This is a genomic window from Capnocytophaga sp. oral taxon 878 (assembly GCF_002999135.1).
In the GTDB taxonomy this organism is placed as follows: Bacteria; Bacteroidota; Bacteroidia; order Flavobacteriales; family Flavobacteriaceae; genus Capnocytophaga.
The window spans coordinates 1,552,358-1,578,589 of record NZ_CP027229.1 but is presented as its reverse complement, the minus strand read 5'-3'; the positions used below and the strand labels follow the sequence as shown (position 1 = coordinate 1,578,589).

The window sequence follows — 26,232 nt, the reverse complement described above, 5'->3', positions numbered from 1 at the left end:
TTGTTATCCTCCTACTCTTTTTACCTTAAAACCTTTTTCGGTTAAAAGTTTCATAATGGTATCTCGATAATCACCTTGTATGATAATACTATCATCTTTGACAGTACCACCTACGCCTAAATGAGTTTTTAGCTCTTTAGCTAATACTTTAAAATCATTATCGGCACCATTGTACCCTTCAATAATAGTTATGGGTTTGCCTTTGCGTTTTTCGTATTTGCACAGCAAAGGGTCGTCTTGCAACCATACATTAGAGGTGGGTAGGGTAGGAGTTTCTTCCTCTTGGTGTTCAGGGAAAAGTGCTTTTAGTTGCTCACGCAAATCCATAATTACTATTTAGCTTTAGTGTAGTTAATTATTAATTTCACATCTTTAATAACAGTACCTAAAGGTGTTACAGCAGTTTGTACGGCAACTTTTTTCTTATTGGAACCCTTTTGGTAATTTACACTATTTGTATTTTTCACATTGGAACCTATGCTTATAGCCAAAGGTACATTGGCAGTATTACTGCTTATAAGGTTTAGTATGTGATTGGTAATGCGCAGGCGGTAATAAGTACCTTTGCCATTTTCTTTGTGTAACTTTCCTAAATGTATTAACTCTGCCGATGCTGATGCCTGATTGCTAGTAGGGTCATATTGGTAATCGGCGAGTGATGCACCTGTATTGGCATTGTAGATATACAAGCGTTCAGGTTCTTTTAGGTAAGAGACATCAGTATCAATATATAGTAATAGGCTAGCATCACTTACCATTAGTTTTTCTGATTTCATACGTGCAATATCAGTATCGGCTATAGTAAGGTTAGCTATTTGCCCTAAAGCCCCGCTAAGGTATATTTTGCTGCTATCGGTAAGGGTTTCGCCACTGTTGTTAAACAGATTGATAGCAATACCATTTACAGGCATTTCAAATCGGTTTTTCTGTACTTTTGTTTCTCCTTTTACAGTTGCATTATAAGTGTATACAATTTCAATCTTGGCACTTGCCATATTTAAAAGCATCATTACTTCTGCCGATAAGTTATTGGCTGAAATGGCTATACCGCGAAAATATTTCTGAAAATCGGTTAGGTTTTGTAAAGCGGCACTACCTTCTTTGCTAATAATTTTTGATTGAAAGAAGTTGGCATCTAGAGGAATACGCAAGCCTGGAGCAAGCACATCGTGTTGTTTTTTGCTTTCATCATCAGTGGTTTGAGGATTATCAAACTCATAGCGTACTATCCCTTTATTACTAATGCTAAAAGTAGCTGTGCTGGTAGCTGCTATTGAGTTACCTAACTGAGTTCTAAGAGCGCTATCATTGCTGTAATATTCTTTTGATTTTAGATCGGCACCTATATTACTTAAAAAGTAATTTAACTCTTTGATATCTATACCAAAAGTAGCAGCTTTGTTACCATATATTGAATCCAATTGATATTCGGTATCTTTTGTATAGGTAAAATTATTACTGCTAGTATAGGGGGTATAAAAAGGTATATAGAGATAAGCCTCGGTAACAGTTTCATTTTCTTGCTTGTTATTTTTATCCTCATTGGCTTGTGAGTAGCTACCGAAGGTAGGATTTACACTTGTAAGTCCTACTTGAGCAATAATAGTAGCTGATTTGGTGCCAAAAGGCGCTTGGGTGTATTGACCTAATAAGTAGCCTCCTAAACCATTGGTTTGGATAGCATCTTCTTTAATGTTAGCAACTGAAATGGTAGCAGTGAAGGTACCAGTGTTAAAGTTAGGGTCTTTAAGAAGAGCCCCATCAATTTCATTGAATGAATCATTAGTACAAGCAGAAGCAAGTACTCCAAATACTGTTAAAAATAGGTACAGATGTATTTTTCTCATTTATTTTTTATTTAGAATTTTGGTATAAAAATCACGATAAGAGTTTTGGAAAGTCTCCTTATCGGGATTGTATAGAACCGGTTTGCGCAAATTTTTAAGGTAGGTAACAAAGTCTGCAGGCATATTTTCAGGATTGCTGACTACAATCACACCATCGGAATGCTTGATAGACATTCGCATTAGGTTGTAATATGTGGGGTTTTTGAGTGGTTCAATTGTTTTTTTGCTCATACCATCAAAAGCTACTTTGTTAATAAGTGCACTATTTAGAGTTCCTTCATAATCAGTATCGGTTACTGATGTGATAATTTTACTTTCTGAAAAAATAGGTTCGTCCTTGTAATAAGTGCGTAGGTACAAAGGCAAAAGGGTTGATACCCAACCGTGTATATGAATGATATCGGGTAACCAATTCAGTTTTTTTACTGTTTCGACAATTCCTTTAGCGAAAAATATGCAACGTTCGTCATTATCGGCATACATATTATTTTCCTCATCAAATAGTGTGCCGGTGCGATCAAAATATTCATCATTATCAATAAAATATACCTGAATTCGTTCTTTAGGAATAGAAGCTACCTTGATAATCAGTGGGACATCAATATCGTTAATAACAATATTGATACCTGAAAGCCTAATGACTTCGTGTAGCTGATGCCGACGTTCATTAATGTTGCCAAATTTAGGCATAAAAATTCGTATTTGCCCTCCGTTGGCATTCACCATCCTTGGCGCTTCAAACGACATACTCGCTAACTCGCTATAAGGCGAGTAAGGCAACACTTCTGACGATACATAGAGTACTTTTTTATCCTTCATAAAAAGTATTTTATTTTTAATATAGCTCCTTAGAAGGGACAAAAGTACAAAAAAATATGCACATATCCACAAATTATTTATAAGTTTGCACCCAAAAAGATTTTAAAACAATGATTTATACTGAACAAAATGTGCTCCATAACACACTGCAATCACTTAAAAATCAGGGAAAAACAATAGGTTTAGTACCTACTATGGGCGCCTTGCACAACGGGCATTTATCTCTTGTAAAAAAAGCGAAAGAAGAGAATGATATTACTGTTGTAAGTATTTTTGTGAACCCTACTCAGTTCAATAATCCGACTGACTTGGAGCGATACCCTAGGACCCTTGAAGCTGATGCAGCGCTACTGGCTACTGTAGCTCCTGACCTGCTTATATTTGCTCCTACAGTGGCTGATATTTATGGCTCTGATGTATCTTCGGAATCTTTTGATTTTGGGCAATTGGATAAGGAGATGGAAGGTTCTTCTCGTCCTGGTCATTTTGATGGTGTGGGTACTATAGTGAACAAGCTTTTTGAAATAGTACTTCCTGACCGTGCTTATTTTGGTGAAAAAGACTACCAACAGCTGCTTATAATAAAGAAAATGGTAGAGCAAAAAGGTTTGCCAGTAACTATAGTTCCGTGTGCAATAGTACGCAATGAAGAGGGCTTAGCCCTAAGCTCACGCAATGCCTTGCTTAGTGAGGAAATGAAAAAGCGTGCTACTTTTATCTATCGTACGCTTATGGCTGCTAAAGAGCGCTTTGCGACTCATACTCCTACTGAGGTTGAAGCGTGGGTAAAAGAGGTTTTTGCCAAAGAAAGTGATTTTAGTTTGGAATATTTTACGATTACTGATGCTGATACCTTACAGCATATTACTAAGAAAGAAGGTGGGAAGAACTATCGTGCTTTTATTGTGGTACACGCTGAAGGGGTGAGACTTATAGACAATATGAGTATGTAACGAAGATAAAGCAAAATTTCAACTACTTTTATAAAAAATAGAATTTAAAATGCAAAACTACAAAAAAATAATATAATTAGCTCATACAAAGAGGATTATTTTTTTGATAGGAAGATAAGAGAAGACAGAGTCTTAGATGATTTGGACAGGCTTTTTCAAAATTAGGTTTCTAAATCGTTACCTAATACCTTGAAAAATAATTTTTATTAATAGGTTATATTTCAGTGTTTTACACCTTTTTTCATATTGTACAGTAACTTGATAAAAAGTACTTTCGCAAATTAAAAAATTAGAGTATGAAAAAAGTAAAACGCTCAACCTTTAAGGTATTGTTTTACCTTAAAAAGAATGCCCCAAAGAAGAACGGTAAGGTTGCTATTATGGGGCGTATTACCATTGACAATCAGGTAGCTCAGTTTAGTACCAAACTTGAAATCCTTCCGCAGAAATGGGATTTGAAGTACGGAAGGGTAACAGGTAAAACAGAAGAAGCTACCCAACTTAATCGCAAGCTGGAAGAGATTCGCTCACGTATGGTTACTCATTATGAGGAACTGATGAAGTACGAGGGAGTGGTTACTGCTCAGAAGCTAAAAGCTGCTTTCCTAGGCATAGGAGTAATGGAAGATTCCTTGCTAAAAGTCTATGAGAAGTTCAAAGAGGACTTTGTTTTGATGGTAGAAAAAGGTGTTAGAAGTTATAGTACGCTCAACAAATATGAGAATGTATATACTCATTTGAGCGAATTTATCCAGTACAAATACCGCAGAAGTGATATTTCTTTCAAAGAGCTTACAGAAGTCTTTATCAATGAGTTCGACTTCTATCTTAGAGTTAATAAAAGTCTTACTCACAACACAATATGGGTTTATATGATGCCCCTTTGTAAAATGGTAGAAATAGCGATAGACAAAGGAATTATCTATCGCAATCCTTTTAAGAATTATATAAGTTCTATGGAGGAGAAAGACAGAGGTTATTTGCTTAGAGAGGAAGTAGAAGCTCTTCTGCAATATCACCCTAAGAGTGCTTCTGCTGAATTAGTACGAGACCTATTTGTTTTTAGTTGCTTTACAGGTTTTTCGTATATTGACATCAAGCAGCTCAAAAAAAGTCACTTACAATCGTTCTTTGACGGCAACAAATGGCTTATCAAACGCCGTCAGAAATCTGATGTACCCTGTAATGTACGCCTATTGGATATAGCCGAGAAAATTATTGAAAAATATGAGGGTACGACTCGTACAGAGGCACTGTTTCCTACGCCCTCCAATGCTAATTGCAACCTCCTGATCAAAAAGATGATGAAAGATTGTAACATCATTCGTGAAAAACCCATTTCATTTCACTGGGCACGCCATACCTTTGGTACTCTGTTCTTAACAGAAGGGGTTCCCTTGGAAAGCGTTAGCAAGATGATGGGACATAAGAATATCAAAACCACCCAGATTTATGCTAAAATCACCAATGAGAAAATTAGCAAGGATATGGAAATTGCTGCCGAACGATTAAAAAACTTAAAGATAGGATAACTTCTCAGTGTCTTTTAAAAATTAGAAATCCATTGATAACATTTCAAAAAGAGATGTGTCGATGGATTTTTTTGTTGCCTTACAGAAAGCCATTAGAAGAGAAAAAGACTTCAACAAATAAGGAAAAGGGTATTCGTTTGTCACAAATAGAAATACGTCATTAAGACTTACCTATTTTCCCTGTTTTAAACACTTAAGGCACGTAATGGCGGTTCGTTGTTCGAGTGCAAAGGTATTTCTGTGTTATTAACGCTTCTTGCAAGGTCAAGCCCGATGGGTTTTCAAAAAAATCTCCAGCCCTTGTCCGTTGTCCTGCGGGTAGTATTTTTTTGAAAAACCTTGCAGAAGCTAAACACAGACCTTTTATGGCACTCGAAACGAAACCAGCTCATTCCGACCTTTAAGCGAATAAAAAAAATGTCAAATATGAGAAAAATGCCGCTTCTTACAGATTGTTTTTTGAAACGAATACCGCTTTTCCTCCCATTGTCGAATAAAAAATTTCAAAAAGACAACCTAAAAGCCGAAAATCGTGCGTATCGTGTCCAAACAAGCCGTAAAGCCGTATAAAACTCCTAAAATGCAACAAGATGAAAAAAGAACCCTGTATCGCAACTAAATTCGTGTCTCACGAAATAAGCCCCTTAGAACATCTGAAAGACTGCCAAGTCTATCAGCTCCGTGTAAAACTCAATAGCGGTGAGAAACTCACCCGAACAGAGAAAAATTGGATTACTCAAGCGGTCAATAGTAACTGCTTTTTTAGGAATGCTATCCCCTTATTGGGCTACCGATTTGATTTTTCCGATATACTGAAAAAGTTCATTGTAAAGCAGTATAATACTTGGTATGAATACTATGCTATCGACCGCACCAGCCTCCGTGCCTATCTTTATGGGCGCATAGACCAAATAGTAGAAATTTAGTAACCTAATAACAAATAGAACGTTTATGAATATCGTAGGAAGACTTACCGAAAATGCACAAGTGCAAACCCTATCAAATGGCAAACAAGTAGTTAATTTCTCTGTAGCAGTGAACGACAACTACCGAAACAAAGCAGGTGAAAACGTACAACAGACCTCCTTTTTTGACTGTTCTTATTGGCTCAGTACGGGAGTTGCTCCGTACCTTACCAAAGGCACATTGGTTGAATTGGAAGGACGAGTATCGGCAAGAGCGTGGCTCAATCGTGAGGGAGAGCCTCAAGCAGGCTTGAACTTTCACACCTCCAAAATCAAATTCCACTTTAGCAAGAAAGCAGAAGTAACACCTAATACCTCTGCAAGTGAGACAAATAACACAAATGCCATAAGACCTTTGCCAAAGCCCCAAGTCACAGCAGGGCAAGTCGCAGAGGAAGACGAGGACGATTTGCCTTTCTAAATGTATAACCCTTTAAAATTGAACAGAAAATGAATATCAGCAAAACACCTACAACACACCTATTGGTGCGTGCCTATACCAATAGCGATTGGGATAGTTGCGACTTTGCCCTTATCAGCCTTACCAAGCAATGGCTTGAGAAAGTGAAAAATGTAGCCCAACAAGTATCTACCCTAAAGAGCGACCCCGATTTTGTAAACCTTAGTTTCTATGAGGCAAGAACCGACTTTTATACCCTCAGCGATGAGGAACAGCCCGATTTATCCTTTTTGGAAGAACGTACTTGGGCTTTTGTGGAACTCACTGAGGAGGAATTAGCCTCTTTCAATACGCCTGAAAGCCGTTTGGATATTTACCGAAGCGTATTTACCCGATACGATGATTTCTATATAAAAGCCTATGGAAAATACTCCTCCGATGAGTATTGGACGGACGACATTCGTTTTGATGAACTTTTTAAAACCTTTGAAAAATGATAATAACAGACCTCAATGGCGTACCTATAGAGGTAACCGACCTTGATAAAGCCTTAGCGCAAGCCGATAGCTTTAGAGGGTATAAGCATACTGACAACACCCACAAGGCGTTAGACAAGAGGCTAAAAGCCTATTGGCAGGACTTATATATTAAACTAAAGCAACTCAAAGAAGCCCAAAACTCAACCCTTAATAAAACCTAACAGCCTATGGAAAGCGTTTACTTAGTCTATAAAACCGATAGCTGGCACTATATGAGTAGCCGTGTCCTTATGCAAGTATGCACAAGCAAGTACAAAGCAATCGAAGTGATAAAAGCCTATTGCAAGCGGTACAAGCTACCCTTTACCCAAGACGACCTAACCAACTTGCAATGGTACGACCAAACCCAATGTAGCAAAAGAAGCATTGAGTTTGAGATAGAACCCCAAGAAGTAGTTTAACCTAAAAAAGAGTATCTCAATGAAACCACTCAAACAACCCCTAACAACCGACACCCAAGCCCTGTCCTATATAGGGATAATCATCCGAACTTTTGAGCCACTGCACTTTATGAACCTTAGCGACCAAGACCGAGAGGCAACCCTCAAAGCCCGACAAACCTTAGAAGCTATCGTAAAGGCAAACGGCTACACAGTGAGTTATCGCACTGAAAACACTATTAAAAAAGCCCCTTAAAAGATAAGAATATAAAAACAGAAGTATCAATTTAAAAACGAAGTATCCAATGGAAACCCATTTTTTCAATCAAATTGCTCAGTTAGCCATACAAGGCAAACTGCATTTAGTCATAACCCAAGAAGCAAATAGCCAGCTTGTTGTATCGGTATTGCTTGAGAATGAACAATGTTCAGACCCTGCCAAGCACCTTTTGCCTCCCTTAGTACTTAGAGGCACTGCCGAAGAATTAGATGCAGGCTTTTTTCAAAGCATCACCCAACCCTTAGAAGAAACCTCCTCTCTGTTTGTGAATATGGAGCAGTACATCGAGGCGCAAAAGCAAGCCCAAAGGCAATCAGCTATGGAGAAAGAAAAAGCCGAGAAACAACAAAAGAAATACGATGAGGCTATGAAAAAAGTAGCTGATTTAGAAGCGCAGGGCAAGTACCGAGAAGCGTGGTCAAAACTACCTCCTCCCGATGAGTTCCCTAACTATGCCGATAAAATCCGCAAAAAAAGGTCAGAACTATCCACACACTTTGCCCCTACCTTGTTTGAAGAATAAGTATTAACCCCTAAAAAAAGTATTGTTATGCTCATAGCTACCCAACTGAAAAGAATGTTTGTCTTTGAAGAAAACCGACAAACTATTCACCTTGCCGACCCTAATCCATCGTGGTCAGTAGAGCAAGTCAAGAATTTTTACAGCACCCATTACCCCCTGCTCACCAATGCCAAAGCAGGCACACCTTATGTAGAGGGAGACAGCGTTGTCTATCCCCTACAAATCACAATGGGTACAAAAGGCTAAATCTCTACTAATTCTAAAGCTATGAGCCTTGTAAAACAGCTTAAAACAAGGCTTATAGCTAAAATTACAAACATTATCAAAAACTAAAAACAAACTAAAAATGTATGCAACAGCAATCCCAACAAAACCTCGCACCTATACAAAGCGAAGCACAGAGAGAACTCTACCGCAGGTTAAGAGAGTTTTCCAAAGCAGTCCAACGCCCCAAAGACTGCTCACAGATACGTCAAGAACAGCAACAAGTAGCCCCGAAAACTCTTTTGCCAATGGTTTTCTAAAAACGACCTTTCCTCCTAAAGTGTATCATTCAAGCAAGCACATCATTTTTAGTGGAGAGGAGCAAGCTCAGCTAAAAACCACTCTCAAGTGTTCCCTTACTCAAATGGCAGACTATTACGGCTTTACTCCCTTTCCCATAGAGCAGTACGACCTTTCTTGCGGGATTGCCTTAGCCCTTTCTTACAGCCAAGAGCAAATCAAAAAGAGAGATACCAAAGGTACTTTCTGTGAACTAAAAGTATTGAAAGCCCCCAATAGCGATGCTTTTTTCTCTTGCGAAGAACGTTTTTATTTGCCCAACGAAGTGTTTTTTGTCCCTCTGCAACCACTTTATAGACTTCTGAAAGTACATAAAAACAAACCACTTTATGAACTATTTTTATCGGTATATGCCTACCTAAACCAACGTGCTTTTATAGCAAACTATGTACAAGAAGATTGTTTTGTGGCTTATGCCTATGAAATGTTGCAGGATTGTATTAGCCAAGACTATGAAGAAATAGCGGAAAGAGACCACCTCCTACACCTTTTAAAGCAGGCACAACAAATAGGTACTATTCTTTCCAAAAAGATACGCAACCCTTGCCATTTAGACTTTTTTCAAAGGCGTATAGCCCGATTTATTCCTAAGAATGATTTAGAAGCCGAATGCCTTGCCCTCTTTCAAGCCTTTTATACCTTGTGGCAGGATTTTCCTAACCACTCTATCTATACCCATTTGCACAGAGCAGAGGACTATTATGAGCAAGGTGAAGAAGAACTTTTTGAAGTAGAGAAATACCTATCTTTTGTCTATGAAGACCAAAGCGACCTATTCCATACCTATCTTTTAGATTGGCTCAATGGAGAATATTCCCAATGTAGTGAGATAGAACTCCCTACCATTCACAAGCATTTTAACGGCACAACACCCCTTGCTAACTTTGATTTTGAACAGCGTTTCTTTCCTCTCTTAACTGAACTTATAACCCTTTTAAACCGCATTTAAAATGAAATACACAGACCTCACCCCAGAAGTAGGGGAAGTATATCGCCCTACATCAGCACTTGTTTTTTACGAAGACAGTAACCGCTACAACCCACAGAGTTATGTAGAGTACTTACACCTTGATAACAATGGTAACCCTACAAGCGCACAACCGCTTACCCTCGACCAAGCGCAAGCACTTGCCAAAACGCTCACCTGCCAAAAAGAGCAAGCAAAAGCCTTTCTAATCCCTAAAGGTATTATCCCCCGCAGGGTGCTCCATCTATCCCATAAAGGCGAGGGGCAGGCTGTTTGGTACTCTAAAGCACAAAAAAAGCAGTTATTTTTTGCCTCCTCCCTCGCTATAGAAAGCAAAGAAGTAAATCTACCTCCTCTGTTGTGGAAAGTTACCCCCAAGAGCCTTTGGATATATGCCTTAGCGAAAAACCAAAAGCCACACCTTAATACACCTCTGTGCTATGCGCCTTTTTTTAACGTCTATGAAAATGGCAATGTGTGTATGGGGTCAGTGCAGGTAAATGAGCGTAAAGCCTCTTGCTTAGAAGACTTTATCACCCAATGGGAAGATTATTTTTTCAACAGCTATTTTTCTCATCAATTAGGCTCATATCCTATAACCAAAATACCCTTAATAACCCTTTGGCAGGAACTCACTCAAAGTAATAAGCCTTTCCCTTGCGAACTGCTCAATCCCAATCATCTCACCTTACAACAAATCCTATAACAATGAAACAGACCCTAAACACCTCAAACACCCTCAACCCTTTCAATACCTCTGTCCAAACACACAAAGAGCAGGTACATTTTACTGATACAGCTTTGCTCAACGCTACCAATCCTATTAAAGTACATCTAATAGGAGCAGGAGGCACAGGCTCGCAAGTAGCCACTGCTTTAGCACGTATCAACCACGCTTTGGTTGCTTTAGGACACGCAGGGTTATCGGTAACCCTTTGGGACAACGACCTTGTAAGTCCTGCCAATCTTGGTAGACAGCTTTTTTCGGCTTGTGAGTTAGGAATGTATAAATCTTCTGCCCTGATAAGCCGTATCAATCGCTTTTTTGGTACAGATTGGAGAGCGCAAACACAGCTATTCAGCACTGAGACCTTTCCCTCTGAAGAAGAAACAATGAGAGGAAGCATTTACCTTTCGTGTGTAGATAGCGTAAAGGCACGCTTTGACATTGGGGAAGTACTCACTCATTTAGAGCGAGCCCATCACTACCACAACAACCCTAAGTATTGGTTAGATTTTGGCAACAGCACTCATTCAGGACAAGTGATTTTAGGTACTTTACAAGCCATTGAGCAACCTCATAGCGATACTTTTACTCCCATAGACACCCTGCCTACTATTACCCAAGCCTTTGGAGAACTATTAACGCAAGCCGAGCAGAATGACAATACCCCAAGTTGCTCCCTTGCCAAAGCCTTAACCAAGCAAGATTTGTTCATCAATGCCACCCTTTCACAAATGGGAAGCACTCTACTTTGGAACTTGTTCAGAGAAGGGCTCACTCCTTACAGAGGCTTTTTCCTCAACCTTAAAGACTTTCGTACACAACCCTTAGCTGTATAAACAACAACACTGACAAGCATTTTTTATGACTGCTTGTCAGTGCTATTAATTGCCTATCGTGGCTCACGACCTTCTTTTCTTTGAGAAAGAAAAGAAGCAAAAGAAAAACCTTACAGATAGATTTTTTGTTGGTTTAGGATAGAGAGAAGCCTTATAAGAAAGCCATTAAAGATAAAAAAAGGAGCTATTTCTTATAGTTAGCCTCCAAAATCTTTAGAATATCACTTTGTTTAAAGAGAATTTTACCACCAATTTGGATATAAGGAAAGAGCCCATCATCACGGTATTGCTGTAGGGTTCTTTTGGTGATATGCAGCAGCTCACAGACCTCCTTTCCTGATAGAAATACCTCGCCGTCAAATACAGGGCGGAAGTTTTTAAGGATAAAGTCCATTTGCTGTTTAAGGTTTTCAAGCTGACTAAGGTAAGAGCTTAGTTCCTGGTGTGTTTCTGTGAGTAAGTTCATCGGGTTTGATGGTTAGAGGTTAAAAGCTGTTCTACATCACTACGCTTAAAATAGTTCTTGCGGTGGATGCACGAGAAAGGCAAGAGTTTTTGGTCTTTATAATACTGCAAGGTACGCTTACTAATACCCAGAAGCAGACAAACCTCCTGAGAGTCTAACCACTTTTCTTTTTGCCAAATCCCCCTATAAGTATCCATTATCACTTGCAGAGAATTGTTGAGTTGCTGTACGTCTTTTTGTATCTGTTCAAAAACAGATTTTTCTATAACTACTACTTCCATTTGCATTATTTTGCGCAAAGGTAAAACAAAACAAGCCCACTTTTAAAAGTAGGCTTGTTTTGGAAGAGAAAGGAGAATTTTGGCTTTATATCTTTACTCTTTCTTCACATTAAACTCAAAGTCAAGTTTTTGTTCATTGCCGAAGGAGTCGCTTATCCAAACGGAGAGAGACTGGTTAGCTTCTGAAGCAGAAGTGTAGTAAAGCCTAAACGCTCCTTTGGAGGCAAGTGGATAGACATCATTGGCAAACAGAGCTTCCCCTTGCAGAGAGGTACGCAAACTGCCTTTTCCCTCATACTGAAAGTAACGAATAAAATAGCGGTTCTCATCGTACTGGTAGGGAGAGCGCAACTCACAGCGTATTTCTACCGTATCGGTTTTACCTATACTTTTAGGCACAGGTAGTACCTTTACCTCAAAAGGAAAGTTTTGTTGTACGTCCAACTCTTTTTTACAAGAGGTGAATAGGCTCACACATAGCATTGCAATGAGTCCTATTACAATTTTCTGATTTATTTTCTTCATCGTATTGTCTTTTTAAAGGTTAAAACATATAACGCAGTCCTACAGTAGCACAAGGACGCAGTAGCTCAAAGGAACTTCCCCATAGAGCTGCTACCTTGCCAGAGCAAAGCACTAAAAAATGATCACTTAGGTAAGTCTCTACCTGCAAACCTACTTGTGCACCATAGAGAAAATTATTTTCATTCTTTAGCAAAGCCCCATCAGGAAGGAGGCTTTTGCTGTGATTGACTACCTCATAGCCCAAAAGAGCTTCTGCTCCTAAGTTCAAAGCTACCGTTTTACTGCTGTCACTGACTAAGGCAAAGCTATAACCTCCTGCACCTATATACCTCTCAACGGGTATATTCAGACTCTTGTAAGGGTATAATCGCCTTTGATATTCAAGAGCAAAATGCTTGTAGTTACCCCTTTTAGCATTGATACTATAGCCTAACTGTACCCCAAAATCATCAGAAAAGGAGGAAGTAAAAGCCTCTGCAGGCACAACCCAAGAGAGCGAGATACCTTTTTGCTTGGGTAACAATCGCTGTGCCTGGGCAATGGAGCCTCCTAAAAAGCACAGACAAATACAAGTGATAATTCTTACCATTGGCATTAAAATTTAAGGTTAAACTGTTCGATAGGGCGAGCGGCTATAATCTCCTCGTTGGTGATGAGGAACGATTGGTAACGAGAGCCGTTCTTTTCAAAGATTTCTACCCGCAAAACCTTGTCATCAGAGAGGGTGAGTTGGTCTAACATATACACCGAGCGGGCTTCTTTATGCGCCTTTAGTAGCGATATAGGTTGGTATACGCGCAAGGGCTCAACAGGCACTTCCTGTACAATGCTCTTTTTGGTGGTCTTCTTATCAATGATTTTAAAAGTGATAAAATCTACTTCAAAAGGCAGATTAGAGCGATTGGACAATTGCACATCTACATAGAGTTTGCTATTGTGTACATAGATGCCTTTTAGTAGCCATTGTATACCTGCATTCTCTGAACCTATATGCTTGATATAATTCTTCTTCTGATGGTAGATAGACGACATAATAATCTGTGCCACCGCAGGTGATTCCCAGCCTGTATCAGAGAAGAGAATATCCGATTTCACATTGTTGCCTTGGGGCATTCCTCTGCCAAAATCAATGGTAAGAGGTTGTGGCGTGGTGTGATAACTCACCTCAAAGCTATAAAAGCCTCCGTCTTGAGTGATGACCGATAGGTTGGTGCTATCGGTAAAGTCTGTTTTAGCTGCTTTTACCCTTAGTACATTCTCGGCATCTTTCACCTTGTCGGCTACTAAGTTTTCGCTTCCCAAATCCACATAGCGGATAGAAGCAGGAAAGATAAGATGGGTTGTTTGATCATAAGCCACCTGCAAAGGATAAGGCACTACTTTTCCTGATTGTGCTAAAAGTTCCTTTTTCTCAGTACTGAGGGCTGTGTTTTCCTTTGCCTCATTCTGGGCTTGCACGGTAACGGTAAGCATTGTTACCGATAATAATAAGTGTAATTTACGCATAAATAAAATGATATTAAGTGTGTTTAATAGGTTGAAAAATAAACAATTGTGTTGTTTTGTGCTTTGTTTTGTGTTTATGGGTTTGTCTGAAAGGCTATTTCTTAGAGATGAGTAGGAGCTGATAACCTGCTTTAACCCTTATGGAAGGCTGTGCAATCTTTTTAGAAAGAAAGGAGGTACCTCCTTGCACGACCCCTTTGCTCAGCTCCGAGACAATTTGGTCTTTGGCTGAAGAGCTAAAGGTAAAGCTACTTCCTGAACTTTTGCTCATTCCCGCTGCTATTTCTCTAAAGGCATTGGCATCGGAAGAAGCGGGCAGGTATAACCCTTGTTGCCCATCGATATCGTAGGCAGCTATAGAAACAGGAATTACCTTGCCCTTGTATTCTAAGGATTTTACGGTGAGTAACAATCTATCACCACTCACTTTAGCAGAGGCTGTAAGCAGTTCTCCTTTGGGAATGAGTATGCCTGCTACTCGTATAGGCTCTAAAAGTCTTAGCTGCACCCTTGAGTTTTCTCCTAATAGCTGTTCTATATGTGTACAAGCGCGAATGCTATTCTTTAGAATACTACCTTGTGGCTTAAAGCTCTCGCCATTGAAAAAAGCGGTCTGTTGCTCCTTCACCCATTCTTGCAGAGCCTCCTTCTCGGACTGCTTGCGGGGCAAACGACTGACGACCTTTTCCTCTGGGGTATAGACAGGAGCGATATTTTTGCTCTGTTCTGCATTGTCAGCTTCGCTACTATTGTTTCCCTCGCCCTCTTGTGAGCCTGCGCCCCCCATCATTGAAGGGTTTTGTTGTCCTTTAGGCAAATATCTTGAAGCCATCTCATAAGACTTTTCCATCAATGCCATTTGAGCATCTACAGAGGTAGGATCTTGCTTGTTGGAGAGTTGAGACTTGAGCGAGGCTATCTCTTCTTTGAGTTTTTGTTGCTCCTCGTAAGCACTATTGTCTTGGTAGAAACTGCCTAAAGTCTGGTGAATATCGCGATAAGACTGAGCGGAACGCTCAAAGGCATTAGGGGTAGCCTTGCGATAACGCGGAGTAGGTTCTTCTTCCTCCTCGATAGCTTCGGGATATTCCTCGCCTTCGTCTTCTTGCCAATAGTCTGACAGCGCATTGAGAGAGGCTTTTTTATCAGCTTCTTTTTCTTCTAAGAGGGCTTCTTCGTAGGCTTTTTCTTTATCAGAAGGCAAGAGTGTCTCGGTAGCTTGTGGTATTGCCTCATTGATACCTACTTGTGTTTGCTCTTGCTCACTTCCGCCACCAAAAAGCAGATACATACAAGCGAGGAAGATTATCCCCATTAGGGCATAGATGACAATTTTTTTGAGTTGTTGTTTTTTAGCAAGGGCTTTTTCCTCATTGCGCTCTTGGAGGGCTTTTTCCTCTTCTTCACTGACCAAGAAACTCGGTGTAGAAGAAGCGTTAGCCTTATCTGAGGCAGGGGTATTACCGTTTTGCTCTGGAAGGGGTGTGTTCTTTTCCATTATTAAGTTGTTTAAAAATTAACGAATCCTTTTTTGGGGTATTTCCCTCTGTAGGTACAATAGCCTTGTTGTCAATATGCTGTATGGCAGGGGCTTCGCCTTGGTGGTACTCTTGGTAAGCGTGCCATAGTATAAAAAGAGTAAGTAGTGAGTAGACTGCAAAGGCTAAGAGTACCAAGCGTTTTCTTTGTGAGGGTGAAAGTCCCTGGCAATAACTTCGGGTTTGCTTTTTTAGAGAATGTATCTCTCTTTGGATTTTGGCTATCATCTCTCTACGGTTCTAAGGTCTTTGTTTTCTATTACATTGAACTGTTCGATGATAAACCCTTGAGGGTTGTTATCAGAACGCACGGAGTTAATCAACCTGCAAGAGGTAATAAGACTCCTTTCGGTGATGTTGCTGGCGCGGGTGATGAACTGCTTGGCAAAGGTTTCTACCTGATAAGGATAGCTATTAAAGTTACAGCGCACGCTATCGATGACTACCCGTTGGAGGATATTGCCAGAGATGATGCGGTTGTAATAGCCTTTTTCAGCCAAATCTTTATAGTAGTTAAAGGCAGATTTATCTGCCATAAAAAAGGCACGTTTGGTATTATCTTCAATTGCTTTTTTATCGGGGGCTAAGTTGAAGAAGAGTTCGTGAAACCTGCGCACGTGTTCTTTAGCTTCGACAGGGCGATTGATTTTCTCATCTTGAGAGAGTGCCAGCATTAATGATTTGCCATTGTCTAACACATAGATTTTCTCGCGCTGTTTCTCGGCAAAGTAATAGGCATAGCCTACAGCGAAGATACTCACGCCTGAGCAAAGCACAGCAAAGGCTATGGCATACATACGGATTTGCTTGAATCCGTTTTCGATGTTTCTAAAGATTTTAAATTCCATTAATTTTAGTATTCAATTAGACTTGTTTTTACTTCATTAACCTACCTGTAATATTACCTGAAAGAGAGCCAGCTCCTGCACCTGCTATATTACCCGCATTAGAGGTAGCTTGGTTTACATTTCTACCATAATTGCCCATACCTCCTGCTTGTATAATCCAACCTGCCACAGTAGGAATGGTAAAATAGCCTATGATACCAATGACCATAAAGATAATGTAGGCTGTGTTGGTAGTATCAGGAATGAAACTCGGGTCGGAGAGTTGTTCGATGTCTCGTTGTAAGATAAGGGATTGGATACGTGCTAAAATAGCACTGAACAAATCGGATACAGGAAGCCATAGATAGACACTTACATAGCGGGTAACCCATTGTAGTAAGGTAGATTGAAATCCATCCCATACCGAAATGGCAAAGGCTATAGGTCCTAAAATAGACATCACCACAAGAAAGAAAGTGCGTATGGTGTCAATCACTAAAGCGGCTGCTTGAAAGAGCATTTCGAGTAGTTCACGAAACCACGATCGGATGCTTTGCTTGAGGTCATACATCCCTCTTTCAATATACATTCCTGCCATTACAGCCATATCTTCGGGCATCCAACCCAATTCATCAATCTTTTTGTCAAACTCTTCATCTGAGACGAGGTAGGCAGTTTCGGGGTTGCGCAATTGTGCCTCTCGCTCTAATCGGTCCTTTTGCTCTTGTAGTTTGTGCAAATCGAGTGTTTGTCCTTCTAAGATGCTATGGGTACCCGTTACCACAGGACTTAGCACTGTATTCATTGTTCCTAACACCAGAGTAGGGAAAAATATCACACACAGCCCTATGGCAAAGGGACGGAGCAAGGGATATACATCCACAGGTTCGGCTCGGGCTAAGGCTTGCCATATACGCATTGCCACATAAAACAGTGCCCCTAAGCCTGCCAAGCCTTTGGCTATGGCAGACATCTGAGCTGTTAGGGGCATCATCTCATCGTATAAAGTACGGAGTATTTGGTGTAGATTTTCCATTTATCAGTTTTTTTTACCAGTATTTGAGTTCTGTTCCATAGAGTGAAAGTACCTTTTGCGCATCGTTTTGCTTCTTAGCACGTAGATAGCTTACCGAGATGTTTTTCTGGGTGTAGTAGCGTACTAAGTTATAGTACTCTTTCACTTCCTTATGCACCTTATCGATAATATCCATACGCTCTTTGTCGTTCATAGAGAGTGAGGAGCTATTAACAATTTGTTGCAGGTCTTTGAGCAGCTTAGAACTTTCACCCAAGAGCTTGGAGTAGCCATTGGCAATAGCCGACAACTCTTGAGAGGAGAAGTTAGGGTCTTGACTCATTTTCTTGAAGTTGGTTACATACATCTTGGAGATGTCGCCCACCAGTAGCACCGTTTCCTGTACTTTGCGGGCATCTTTTACCAAGTTATTTACCTTTTTCAGAGCATCGTAATACTCCTTACCTTGGTTGTAGAGCTTTTCCACCTCTCGGAAGTTGTTGAGCATATTCTTAGCCGTTGAGGAGGTTTGCACTATCTGCTGGGTAGTGTTGATGATGCTCTGAGCAAAATTAGTTGGGTCAGTTACTACCCATTGTGCACTTAATTTGGGGCTTGCCAGCATAGCTATAGCAAAAAACCCCGTTAATAACATTTTCTTCATTGACTTTAATTATTATGATTTACGTATGATTATTAGTTTATTACAGTCCATTAGCCATTTGTACGATGGCTTTTTCCAAATTGCCGTCTAACTTCTCGGAGAGTTCCATCACTTGGTGTTTTTCGCTCTCTTCAGTGGTGTAGGCAAAGTATTCTTCTCGGCTTACCTCTGTAGCATACACCGCAGAGTGTGTGCCTCCTAAGCCTATCCACACTTCTTTGTATTTGCGACGAGAGTCGTTGGAGAGATTGATAGATAGGATTTGCGACTTCTCTTTCTCAGTAAGTCCTAACATCGCTTGGATAGCATCAAACTTGTTCATATACTTGCGCTGGTCGAGCAATATCTTGCAATCGGAGTTGTTGATGATAGATTCCTTTACAATAGGTGAATGGATAATATCATCTACCTCTTGGGTTACAATCACTGCCTCACCAAAGAACTTACGCACGGTTTTGAATAGGTACTTGATGTACTCCGCCATTCCCTCTTTGGCAATCGCTTTCCACGCTTCTTCGATGAGAATCATCTTGCGAATACCCTTCAGGCGCCTCATCTTGTTGATAAACACCTCCATAATGATGATCGTAACCACAGGAAAGAGTATCGGGTGGTCTTTAATCGCATCAATTTCAAATACGATAAAGCGTTTGGAAAGCAGGTCTAATTCCTTATCGGAATTGAGCAGATAGTCGTATTCACCTCCTTTGTAATAAGGCTCTAACACGTTGAGGAAGTTAGCCAAGTCAAAGTCCTTTTCTCTTACCTGCTTCTCTTGTAGTATAGCTCGGTAGTCATTCTTGATATACTCATAAAAGCCATTGAAAGAAGGTGTGTGCGAGGGATTGTCTTTTACCAATTGTAGGTAAAGGTTCACTGCATTGGAAAGGGCTACCTCTTCCGCACGTGTAGGAGGCTCATTGTCTCGCTTCCAAAGGGTGAGTATCAGTGTTTTGATACTCTCTCGCTTTTCAATGTCAAACACCCCATCATCAGTGTAGAAAGGGTTAAAAGCAATGGGATTGTCTTCGGTATAAGTAAAGTAAATCCCATCCTTGCCTTTGGTCTTGTGGTGAATAAGCTCACAGACCCCTTGGTAGGAGTTCCCTGTATCTACTAAAACGATATGTGTACCTTGTTCGTAATACTGCCTTACTAAGTGGTTCGTGAAAAAGGATTTACCACTACCCGAAGGTCCTAAGACGAACTTATTACGGTTGGTGATAATCCCTTTTTTCATAGGCTCATCGGAGATATCCAAGTGGATAGGCTTGCCTGTGAGCCTGTCGGCCATCTTAATGCCGAAAGGACTGGAAGAACTTTGATAGTTGGTCTCCTGAGTGAAAAAGCACAAAGCGGGCTCTATAAAAGTATAGAAAGTCTCTTCACTGGGGAAGTCGGCTGCATTGCCAGCTATACCTGCCCAATAGAGAGTTGCCGTATCTATGGTGTTATGGCGCGGCTTGCACTCCATTGACGCCAAAGCGCTACCCACATCGTTTTTAATACTCCTAAGCTCTTGTGGGTTGTCCGACCACGCCATCACATTAAAGTGTGCTCTGATAGAGGAAAGTCCATAAGAGTGAGCCTCATTGAGGTATTGCTCTATCCATTCTTTGTTGATTTGGTTGCTACGGCTGTATCTTGAAAGCGAATGCATATTGCGTGCTGACTTCTCAAACTGTCTGAGATTTTCTTCAGAATTGTCCAAGAATAGGTATTGGTTGTAGATATGGTTACAACTCAGTAGCAAGCCCACAGGGGCTGCAAAGGACAAACGGCAATCGCTCTTATCGGTAGAGAGTCGCTCGTAACGGCTATCGGCTTGTACCTTAGAGGGCAAGTCTTCTGTATCTGATAAGGTATGCACACAGAGTCTTTGGTTACCAATGCGCATTTGCTCGGCAGAGAGGCATATATCTTGCAGGCTCTCTTTCTCATCAGTGGAAAGACTAAGATATTGCTCAAAGAGTCCCTTTTTGTGAGGAGTACCTATATAGTCCTCTGTTTTGAGCTGACGGAGCTTTATCAGGTTAGAGTCATTTAAAATACGCTCTAACTGCGCTACCGCTTCCAAGAACTGGGTGGCGTGTTCTCGGTTAGTGAGCTCCTTAGGCAAGAAGTTTCCTTTGCAAAGGGAGGAAAAGTTGCTTTGGGCTCTCATTCGGTTTTTGGTGGTTTGGGTGATGAACAGGTAGCATCTGTGATTTAAGAACGGACGCTCGTTAAAATGCTTTTCGTACGAATGAGAGAGAAAACTCAGATTCTCACCTTGTAGTTCAGGTTCGTATTGTTCCTTGATAAACCAGTCCTGTTTGTGGATAACGGTATACTGTGGCAATACTTTGATAGCCTTATGCCAAAGTGAGTGGAGTATCTCATAGTCCTCACCCGAAATGGTAAAGAGCTCTGGAAGCTGCACCTCGAAGCCGACGCTGATGTCGGCTTCTTTGGTGAGCAAGCAGTCTTGTTCTATGGCAAGAATAGGGAACTTACTCTCTAAGGTGTTGATTTTAGAACTATTTCTCATTGAGGGTTGTTTTAGGTTTAGGGTAACGAATAAATTGGCGTGGGGATCTTTGGTGGCGTAGGTATTTGGGGTGGCGTTTGCGAGCTGCTTGTTTCATCAGGCCGTGTTCACCGTATTTCTGGTTTAGTGAAAAAGTCTGCCAAACCACAAGGCTGACCATACTAACGCCTACCCCCAAGCATACAAAAGAATTGACTCCTACCGTGTAGAGGATCATCACCAAGATAAGCACCGAGAGCAGTCCTCCTGCAAAGATGAAGAGGTACTGCGCTTTGAGTCCTTTGAACTCTACACTTCTGCCGATGCCTTTGTTGATAGAATAGCTGTTTTTTGTCTCCATAAGTTTATAAGAAGAACGAACGTAAGATCGTAGCCGCTACAATTAGGAAAATACAAGCCCCAAACCAACTGGCAGCCGTTTTGCTGGTATCGGGGTCGCCACTACTAAACTTGTTATATACCTTCACCCCACCGATGAGTCCCACCACAGCCCCTATGGCATAGATGAGCTTGGTAGCTGGGTCAAAATACGAGGTAACCATACGGGTAGCTTCGTTGATACCTCCTACACCATTGCCCTGAGCAATGGAAAATTGTGTAACTCCTATCATCGTCAATAGAAGGAGCCGTTTTAGAATTGATTTTCGCTTCATTGATAATCTGTTATTTTAAAATTCGGGGCAAAGGTAGGGGAATAGGAGATGAGGAGAATGAAAGTGGTAGGGTTTGGCTTAATATGGTTGTATATGGAAAAGTTTTTGTAATTTTGCAGGGTGGAATTTTAACAATTAAAGACTTTATGAAAATAACAATATTCTATTCATGGCAATCAACAACAGATCCAAAATACAATCATAATTTTATTTTGGAATGTATTAACGAAACTAAAGATAAGATTAAAGAAGAAGAATTTTATCAAACTATTGAGTTTGATATAAAAGATGGGATAAATGGGGAACCAGGATCACCATCTGTAGCTGATACTATTGTTGAAAAAAGAATTCCAAATTCAGATATATTTATTGCGGATCTATCTATAGTAAATAAAAAAGAACAGAAAAAACTTTTTTCTAATAATAATGTCATGTTTGAATATGGAGTTGCACGTAATGCATTAGGAAAAGAAAGAATTATAGGAGTAATTAATACTTTTTATGGAGAACCTGAAGAATTACCTTTTGATATACAACATATAAGATATCCTATTAAATATAAATATTCAAATAACAATGAAGAAGAAATTGAAAGCATCAAAGAAAGATTAATTAGTAATTTAAAAAATGCATTGATAACTATTATACAACATATTCTTGAAGAACAAAAAAATAAATATAGACCTTTTAAAACTTGGGAACAATGGAGAGAATGGAGAGATGAAATAAGTATAGAAAGTGAGTTTATAGAGAATAAGAAGACAAAAGAAATTAGAGATATTATAATGACGGAAATTAATAATCCTAATAAACTACCAATTAGGATTACAGGTCTTCCTGGAATGGGAAAAACTCGAATTTTATTTGAGATATTCAAGAAAGTAGAAAATAATCAAGAATCCATATTACTTTCAAATAGAATATTATATTTAGACTATAACTATCTCACAAGTGAGATTGATTTTTCTTATTTTATGTCTCAAGTAAACCAAAATAAATCAGATGCTATTTTAGTTATTGACAACTGTAATATTGATAAACATAAAATAATTGCAAAACATTTAACAAGAGGACTTACACTAATTACCATTGATTCAAACCCTGAAGAATATAGCTTAAATAAGATTGGAAATACCCAATATTTTGTCATAGAAAAAAAAGATTTTTCTGATATTACAGAGTGTATTATCTCATCAATGTTTAAGGGATTAGATAAGAATAAAATTGAACAGATAAAAGAGTTTTCAGATGGCATCCCCTTTATGGCCATTCTATTAGGAAGAAGTATTAAAAATGGTGAACTTATAGATGACATAGATAATAAGGAATTATTGGATAAGATTTTAGGAGAGAAAGCAAGTGTTAAGAACTGTAGAGCTATATTAAGGTCTTGTTCTTTATTTAGCAAATTTGGATATGAAGAAGATTTATCTAAACAGTATCAATTTATCATTAACAATAAAAAATTGACAATATCTAATGACACCGATGAAGTTAGGAACAGTACATTCAAGGAATTAGTTAAACATTATCAAAAAAGAGAGATATTTGAAAAAAAAGGACGTTATCTATCACTGCGTCCTTTTCCTTTAGCAATCCTATTGGCACAAGAATGGTTTGAGAATACTGACAAAGAAAAGTTTTATGAGATAATTAAAGAAATACAAGAACTTGACTCTCCTCATGATACGATTTTAATTGATTCATTATCAGAACAGCTTAAGTATTTAAAATATAGTGATAATGCTAAACAGATAATTGAAACAATAGTAGGAGAAAACTCCCCTTTTGATAGTACGGAAGTTTTAAATACTGAATTGGGTTCACGCCTCTTCCGTTCATTTGTAGAAGTGAATCCAGTAGCAATATCTGATAACCTTTATAGACAATTCAACAATAAAAAAACAGAAGAGCTATTAGAATTTAAAGAAGGAAGACGAAATATAATATGGACATTAGAAAAGCTATGCTTTGGTAAGGAAACGTTCGCTAATAGTACTAAAATATTGTATAGACTTGCGGTTGCAGAGAATGAGTCGTGGGCTAATAATGCAACTGGGCAATTTCTACAATTATTTCATATTTTCTTAGCTGGGACAGAAGTTTCTCTAAAGGAGAGATTAAAGATTATCAAATGGGGGTTAGGTATGAAAGACGAAAAGTTTACCCAATTAGCTATTAAAGCAATGGCTTCTGGTTTAACAACTAACCATTTTGTAAGAATGAAAGGTGCAGAAAGGCAAGGAATAGATGAATTAAAAGATTATGCCCCTATATATGATGTAGAAATATCAGAATACTATAACAGTATATTAGATGAACTTATCAATCTTATTAGAAGTGAAGGTATATATATAGATGAAGTAAGTAAAATTATTGCTGATTCCATTAGAGGTTTGACTAACATAGGTTTGATAGCTATAGTACTACCATATATAGATGATGTTATCGCTATAAAAAATGGAATTTGGCAAGAAGGATTAGATAGCATTAGAATGACCTTAGCTTTTGAAGGTAATAAAATATTAGAAGAACATAGAACGCACTTACAAAAGATTATAGAAGAATTATCAAAAGATTTTATGACTCGTTTTAGAAGTTATGATAAGTTCTATGATAAAAACTACTCTCTTGAAAAGTTTGAAGAGAAAGAAAAGGAACGAATGTATTCTTTAGCCAAGGTTTTTATGGAGTTTAAAGAAGTAGAGCAAAGAGAACTTCTATCTAAACTCTACAAAAGAGAGCGAGGGATCTATGTAATATATCAATCATATTTTGGCAAATCAATAAGTGATTTTTTTAATGATAATATAGATAAAAGTGAAAAATTTATTAATATATCATTATCAATAGCAGAAGAATTAGGCGAAGAATTGTTTGATTATTCAATTCTATTAGGCTTTATTGAGCAATCAGAAAGAGAAATTAAGAAATATTTTTATCAAAAAGTAGGAGAAAAATCGTATTTAAATTATCTTCTGTTTATTTTTGTTGCTAATGATGAGAAAGGAGTTGAGCACTTTGATCAATTATTTAAATTAATAGATAATCACCCTCAATTGTTTAGTTATTTAGGGCATTTAAAGTATAGGATGGCTTTACAAAAACTCAGTATACAAGAGATTGAATCTTTACAAAATAAGCTATTAAATTATGAGATACAGGGGTATATAATGATTTTTGAGCTATTAAGTTCTATTCGTACTCAAGATGCTGAAAAACAAATTGTCATAGATGGTTTTTTGAAAGAGTGTATATATAAAATAGGAGTACAATGGAATAATAACATTGATAACTTTCAATACTTTAATCATATAAGAAATATTCTTAAAAACGAAGAAAAAGATGAGAAATTATGTTCATTTGTGGTAAACGATATTATCAATTATATAAACTGGGATACTGCACTTAGTTTGGAACCATATAGAAGCATATTTGAAATTGCATTGAGTGATTATTTTGATAGCACTTGGGCAATTATATCTTCTGCTATAATCAATGAGCATGATGGATATATGAAATTCTGGGGGATAAAGCAGCTATTAGGAGAGCATATTAATAATATATATACAAAAAAGGATATATTATTTAATAATAATATTGAGAAAATTATAGACTGGTGTAATAAGAATCAACCTATTGCACCTACTCTTATTGCTGAATTAGTTCCTATATATAATGAAGACCGAACTGAATGGAATCCTATTGCAAAAAGATTAATAGATGAATTTGGAAGTATAAAAGAGGTTCTTCACGGATTAGAGGCCAATATGAATAGCTTCTCGTGGTCAGGTTCTATTGTACCCTTACTTGAATCTAATAAAAAATTACTTGAAAGCATTGTGGACAATAGTAATCCTATAGTTTCAGAATGGGCACAGCAGAATATAAACGAGTTAAGCAAACGAATTATTCAGGAAAAAAAGAAAGATGAAGAGTATTTTATAACATAAAATATTACACAAACTCCCTAATATCAAACTCCGTTTTACTCTCTATAGCTTTAGGCAACGCCTTCTCCAAGAGCGTACTTACTTTAAGAGTCGCTTGGGGCAAGGCTTTTTCTATGGCTTCTAATAGGCTGGTGCCCTCTACTTTTTGCAGTAACTCTATGTTCTCCGTGGTAACCTCTTCTTTGTCCTCAGAGAGGAAAGTAGCTACCTTTTCCAAGTCCTCAAATGAAAGCCCTGTGGCAAAATCATTGTCCTCTGCCTCTGTGCGATAGCTGCGCAAATCCTCTTCTTCATCTTCAAGGTTTATGATAGGTTCCTCTTCCCATTCTGTCAGAATATCCTGTTGCTCTTTTTCTGTTAAGGGGATAGCTGTAGGGACTATCTTTGCAGGAGGCACAAACCTGCTTTCCCCCATTACCGAACTTGGAGGAGCTGTTTTGGGTATAGGAGTAGCTTTAGGTTTGGGAGCTCTCTTTTTAGAATGTGTTATAGGCATTTTGTCCGATAGCAACAACAAAATCACCACGATAAGTAGTAAAATAATTATCTTTTCCATTGTTAAAATATAGGCTTGTATTTCTGTTCAAAACTCTGTGTAATTTCCTCTTGGTACTGCTCAAAATGCGCTTTGAGCACATTATCTAAATAGTTGTACAGACTGATCTTGTCTTCTCCTATCACCTGTACAATGCGGGCTATTCGCTGGTGAAACTCAGGACGTATATACACCGATTTTCCTTCCCTTGCTGAAGTCTCTCCCTGCTCAAAAAAATAACTTTCATACTCATAGAGTTCTGCCTTTTTCTTCTTGGTGGGAGCTGGTTTCTGAGGTGCTTTCTCTGTCTCTATCGGAGCCGTAGCAATGGCAGGGGCAGGCGTGGGTTGCTTGCCTGCCATTAGCTCCATTAGTTCGTTTTCGTCTATAGGTTTTACTGTCTTCAT

Annotated in this window: 32 protein-coding genes; 14 read left to right on the top strand and 18 right to left on the bottom strand. The window is 38.8% G+C overall.

The window, feature by feature from the left end; genetic code table 11:
* Positions 1 to 3: 3 nt before the first annotated feature.
* The 3 genes from C4H12_RS07155 to C4H12_RS07145 are packed head-to-tail and all read right to left on the bottom strand — an operon-like array spanning position 4 to position 2,666.
* Positions 4 to 327: a translation initiation factor gene (locus C4H12_RS07155; RefSeq protein WP_106098301.1), complete on the bottom strand. Its 324-nt coding sequence runs from the start codon at positions 325 to 327 to the stop codon at positions 4 to 6.
* 5 nt (positions 328 to 332) lie between these two features.
* Positions 333 to 1,847, bottom strand: a complete 1,515-nt coding sequence (locus C4H12_RS07150) for a DUF4270 domain-containing protein (protein WP_106098300.1) — start codon at positions 1,845 to 1,847, stop codon at positions 333 to 335.
* Entirely contained in the window at positions 1,848 to 2,666 is an 819-nt protein-coding gene (locus tag C4H12_RS07145; protein ID WP_106098299.1) for a glycogen/starch synthase, read from the bottom strand.
* A gap of 110 nt (positions 2,667 to 2,776) precedes the next feature.
* Here C4H12_RS07145 and panC point away from each other — a divergent pair, with 110 nt between their 5' ends.
* The 13 genes from panC to C4H12_RS07075 all read left to right on the top strand — a co-directional run bounded on the left by panC (position 2,777) and on the right by C4H12_RS07075 (position 11,332).
* A complete protein-coding gene (gene panC / locus C4H12_RS07140) occupies positions 2,777 to 3,619 on the top strand; it encodes a pantoate--beta-alanine ligase (protein WP_106098298.1) in 843 nt (280 codons plus the stop codon).
* Positions 3,620 to 3,915: 296 nt separating this feature from the next.
* Positions 3,916 to 5,151 (top strand): site-specific integrase, encoded by a 1,236-nt coding sequence (locus C4H12_RS07135; RefSeq protein ID WP_106098297.1) that lies wholly within the window; start codon positions 3,916 to 3,918, stop codon positions 5,149 to 5,151.
* A 590-nt stretch (positions 5,152 to 5,741) separates the two neighbouring features.
* Positions 5,742 to 6,077, top strand: coding sequence for a molybdenum ABC transporter ATP-binding protein (locus tag C4H12_RS07125; protein WP_106098296.1), 336 nt, complete (start codon positions 5,742 to 5,744; stop codon positions 6,075 to 6,077).
* A 25-nt stretch (positions 6,078 to 6,102) separates the two neighbouring features.
* Positions 6,103 to 6,537, top strand: coding sequence for a single-stranded DNA-binding protein (locus C4H12_RS07120; RefSeq protein ID WP_106098295.1), 435 nt, complete (start codon positions 6,103 to 6,105; stop codon positions 6,535 to 6,537).
* Positions 6,538 to 6,566: 29 nt separating this feature from the next.
* Entirely contained in the window at positions 6,567 to 7,013 is a 447-nt protein-coding gene (locus tag C4H12_RS07115; protein ID WP_106098294.1) for a hypothetical protein, read from the top strand.
* Positions 7,010 to 7,216, top strand: a complete 207-nt coding sequence (locus tag C4H12_RS07110; protein ID WP_009744767.1) for a hypothetical protein — start codon at positions 7,010 to 7,012, stop codon at positions 7,214 to 7,216. Before C4H12_RS07115 ends, C4H12_RS07110 begins: the two co-directional genes overlap by 4 nt.
* A 6-nt stretch (positions 7,217 to 7,222) precedes the next feature.
* The gene (locus C4H12_RS07105; protein ID WP_009389118.1) at positions 7,223 to 7,456 is read left to right on the top strand and encodes a hypothetical protein; all 234 of its coding nucleotides are present in this window, start codon (positions 7,223 to 7,225) and stop codon (positions 7,454 to 7,456) included.
* 19 nt (positions 7,457 to 7,475) lie between these two features.
* Positions 7,476 to 7,691, top strand: coding sequence for a hypothetical protein (locus C4H12_RS07100; RefSeq protein ID WP_106098293.1), 216 nt, complete (start codon positions 7,476 to 7,478; stop codon positions 7,689 to 7,691).
* 49 nt (positions 7,692 to 7,740) lie between these two features.
* A complete protein-coding gene (locus C4H12_RS07095) occupies positions 7,741 to 8,238 on the top strand; it encodes a PRTRC system protein E (protein ID WP_002672163.1) in 498 nt (165 codons plus the stop codon).
* A gap of 27 nt (positions 8,239 to 8,265) precedes the next feature.
* A complete protein-coding gene (locus C4H12_RS07090; RefSeq protein WP_009744763.1) occupies positions 8,266 to 8,484 on the top strand; it encodes a PRTRC system protein C in 219 nt (72 codons plus the stop codon).
* Between the two features lie 100 nt (positions 8,485 to 8,584).
* Positions 8,585 to 9,751 (top strand): hypothetical protein, encoded by a 1,167-nt coding sequence (locus C4H12_RS07085; RefSeq protein ID WP_106098292.1) that lies wholly within the window; start codon positions 8,585 to 8,587, stop codon positions 9,749 to 9,751.
* 1 nt (position 9,752) lies between these two features.
* The gene (locus C4H12_RS07080) at positions 9,753 to 10,475 is read left to right on the top strand and encodes a PRTRC system protein B (protein WP_106098291.1); all 723 of its coding nucleotides are present in this window, start codon (positions 9,753 to 9,755) and stop codon (positions 10,473 to 10,475) included.
* Positions 10,476 to 10,477: 2 nt separating this feature from the next.
* Complete coding sequence (locus C4H12_RS07075) at positions 10,478 to 11,332, top strand: PRTRC system ThiF family protein (RefSeq protein ID WP_106098290.1); 855 nt, start codon at positions 10,478 to 10,480, stop codon at positions 11,330 to 11,332.
* Between the two features lie 184 nt (positions 11,333 to 11,516).
* Here C4H12_RS07075 and C4H12_RS07070 read toward each other — a convergent pair whose 3' ends face one another.
* From C4H12_RS07070 to C4H12_RS07010, 13 genes are all read right to left on the bottom strand, one after another.
* Positions 11,517 to 11,798 carry a helix-turn-helix domain-containing protein gene (locus C4H12_RS07070; RefSeq protein ID WP_009750747.1) on the bottom strand — a complete coding sequence of 94 codons (282 nt, stop codon included), beginning with the start codon at positions 11,796 to 11,798 and terminating at the stop codon, positions 11,517 to 11,519.
* Positions 11,795 to 12,079: a helix-turn-helix domain-containing protein gene (locus C4H12_RS07065; RefSeq protein ID WP_174688422.1), complete on the bottom strand. Its 285-nt coding sequence runs from the start codon at positions 12,077 to 12,079 to the stop codon at positions 11,795 to 11,797. The genes C4H12_RS07070 and C4H12_RS07065 overlap by 4 nt, the downstream gene beginning before the upstream one ends.
* Before the next feature lie 93 nt (positions 12,080 to 12,172).
* Positions 12,173 to 12,604: a TraQ conjugal transfer family protein gene (locus C4H12_RS07060; RefSeq protein ID WP_106098288.1), complete on the bottom strand. Its 432-nt coding sequence runs from the start codon at positions 12,602 to 12,604 to the stop codon at positions 12,173 to 12,175.
* Between the two features lie 19 nt (positions 12,605 to 12,623).
* Positions 12,624 to 13,193 (bottom strand): conjugal transfer protein TraO, encoded by a 570-nt coding sequence (locus C4H12_RS07055; RefSeq protein ID WP_254424728.1) that lies wholly within the window; start codon positions 13,191 to 13,193, stop codon positions 12,624 to 12,626.
* Between the two features lie 5 nt (positions 13,194 to 13,198).
* Complete coding sequence (traN, locus tag C4H12_RS07050; RefSeq protein WP_106098286.1) at positions 13,199 to 14,110, bottom strand: conjugative transposon protein TraN; 912 nt, start codon at positions 14,108 to 14,110, stop codon at positions 13,199 to 13,201.
* Between the two features lie 94 nt (positions 14,111 to 14,204).
* Entirely contained in the window at positions 14,205 to 15,608 is a 1,404-nt protein-coding gene (gene traM / locus C4H12_RS07045) for a conjugative transposon protein TraM (RefSeq protein WP_106098285.1), read from the bottom strand.
* Positions 15,571 to 15,876 carry a TraL conjugative transposon family protein gene (locus tag C4H12_RS07040; protein WP_095900548.1) on the bottom strand — a complete coding sequence of 102 codons (306 nt, stop codon included), beginning with the start codon at positions 15,874 to 15,876 and terminating at the stop codon, positions 15,571 to 15,573. Before C4H12_RS07040 ends, traM begins: the two co-directional genes overlap by 38 nt.
* Positions 15,873 to 16,496 (bottom strand): conjugative transposon protein TraK, encoded by a 624-nt coding sequence (gene traK, locus C4H12_RS07035; protein ID WP_009389087.1) that lies wholly within the window; start codon positions 16,494 to 16,496, stop codon positions 15,873 to 15,875. The genes C4H12_RS07040 and traK overlap by 4 nt, the downstream gene beginning before the upstream one ends.
* Positions 16,497 to 16,524: 28 nt before the next feature.
* A complete protein-coding gene (traJ, locus tag C4H12_RS07030) occupies positions 16,525 to 17,511 on the bottom strand; it encodes a conjugative transposon protein TraJ (protein WP_009389084.1) in 987 nt (328 codons plus the stop codon).
* Between the two features lie 13 nt (positions 17,512 to 17,524).
* Positions 17,525 to 18,154 carry a DUF4141 domain-containing protein gene (locus tag C4H12_RS07025; RefSeq protein ID WP_106098284.1) on the bottom strand — a complete coding sequence of 210 codons (630 nt, stop codon included), beginning with the start codon at positions 18,152 to 18,154 and terminating at the stop codon, positions 17,525 to 17,527.
* A gap of 40 nt (positions 18,155 to 18,194) precedes the next feature.
* Positions 18,195 to 20,684, bottom strand: a complete 2,490-nt coding sequence (locus C4H12_RS07020) for a TraG family conjugative transposon ATPase (protein ID WP_106098283.1) — start codon at positions 20,682 to 20,684, stop codon at positions 18,195 to 18,197.
* Entirely contained in the window at positions 20,674 to 21,024 is a 351-nt protein-coding gene (locus C4H12_RS07015; RefSeq protein ID WP_009750754.1) for a DUF4133 domain-containing protein, read from the bottom strand. The genes C4H12_RS07020 and C4H12_RS07015 overlap by 11 nt, the downstream gene beginning before the upstream one ends.
* A gap of 4 nt (positions 21,025 to 21,028) precedes the next feature.
* On the bottom strand, positions 21,029 to 21,295 hold the full coding sequence (locus tag C4H12_RS07010) for a DUF4134 domain-containing protein (protein WP_074698907.1): 267 nt from the start codon (positions 21,293 to 21,295) through the stop codon (positions 21,029 to 21,031).
* 26 nt (positions 21,296 to 21,321) lie between these two features.
* On the opposite strand from C4H12_RS07010, the gene C4H12_RS07005 reads away from it, so the two are divergent.
* Complete coding sequence (locus C4H12_RS07005; RefSeq protein WP_129588214.1) at positions 21,322 to 25,290, top strand: hypothetical protein; 3,969 nt, start codon at positions 21,322 to 21,324, stop codon at positions 25,288 to 25,290.
* A gap of 4 nt (positions 25,291 to 25,294) precedes the next feature.
* On the opposite strand, the gene C4H12_RS07000 is transcribed toward C4H12_RS07005, so the two are convergent.
* The gene (locus tag C4H12_RS07000) at positions 25,295 to 25,846 is read right to left on the bottom strand and encodes a hypothetical protein (RefSeq protein WP_106098281.1); all 552 of its coding nucleotides are present in this window, start codon (positions 25,844 to 25,846) and stop codon (positions 25,295 to 25,297) included.
* 2 nt (positions 25,847 to 25,848) lie between these two features.
* Entirely contained in the window at positions 25,849 to 26,232 is a 384-nt protein-coding gene (locus C4H12_RS06995) for a DUF3408 domain-containing protein (RefSeq protein ID WP_009389064.1), read from the bottom strand.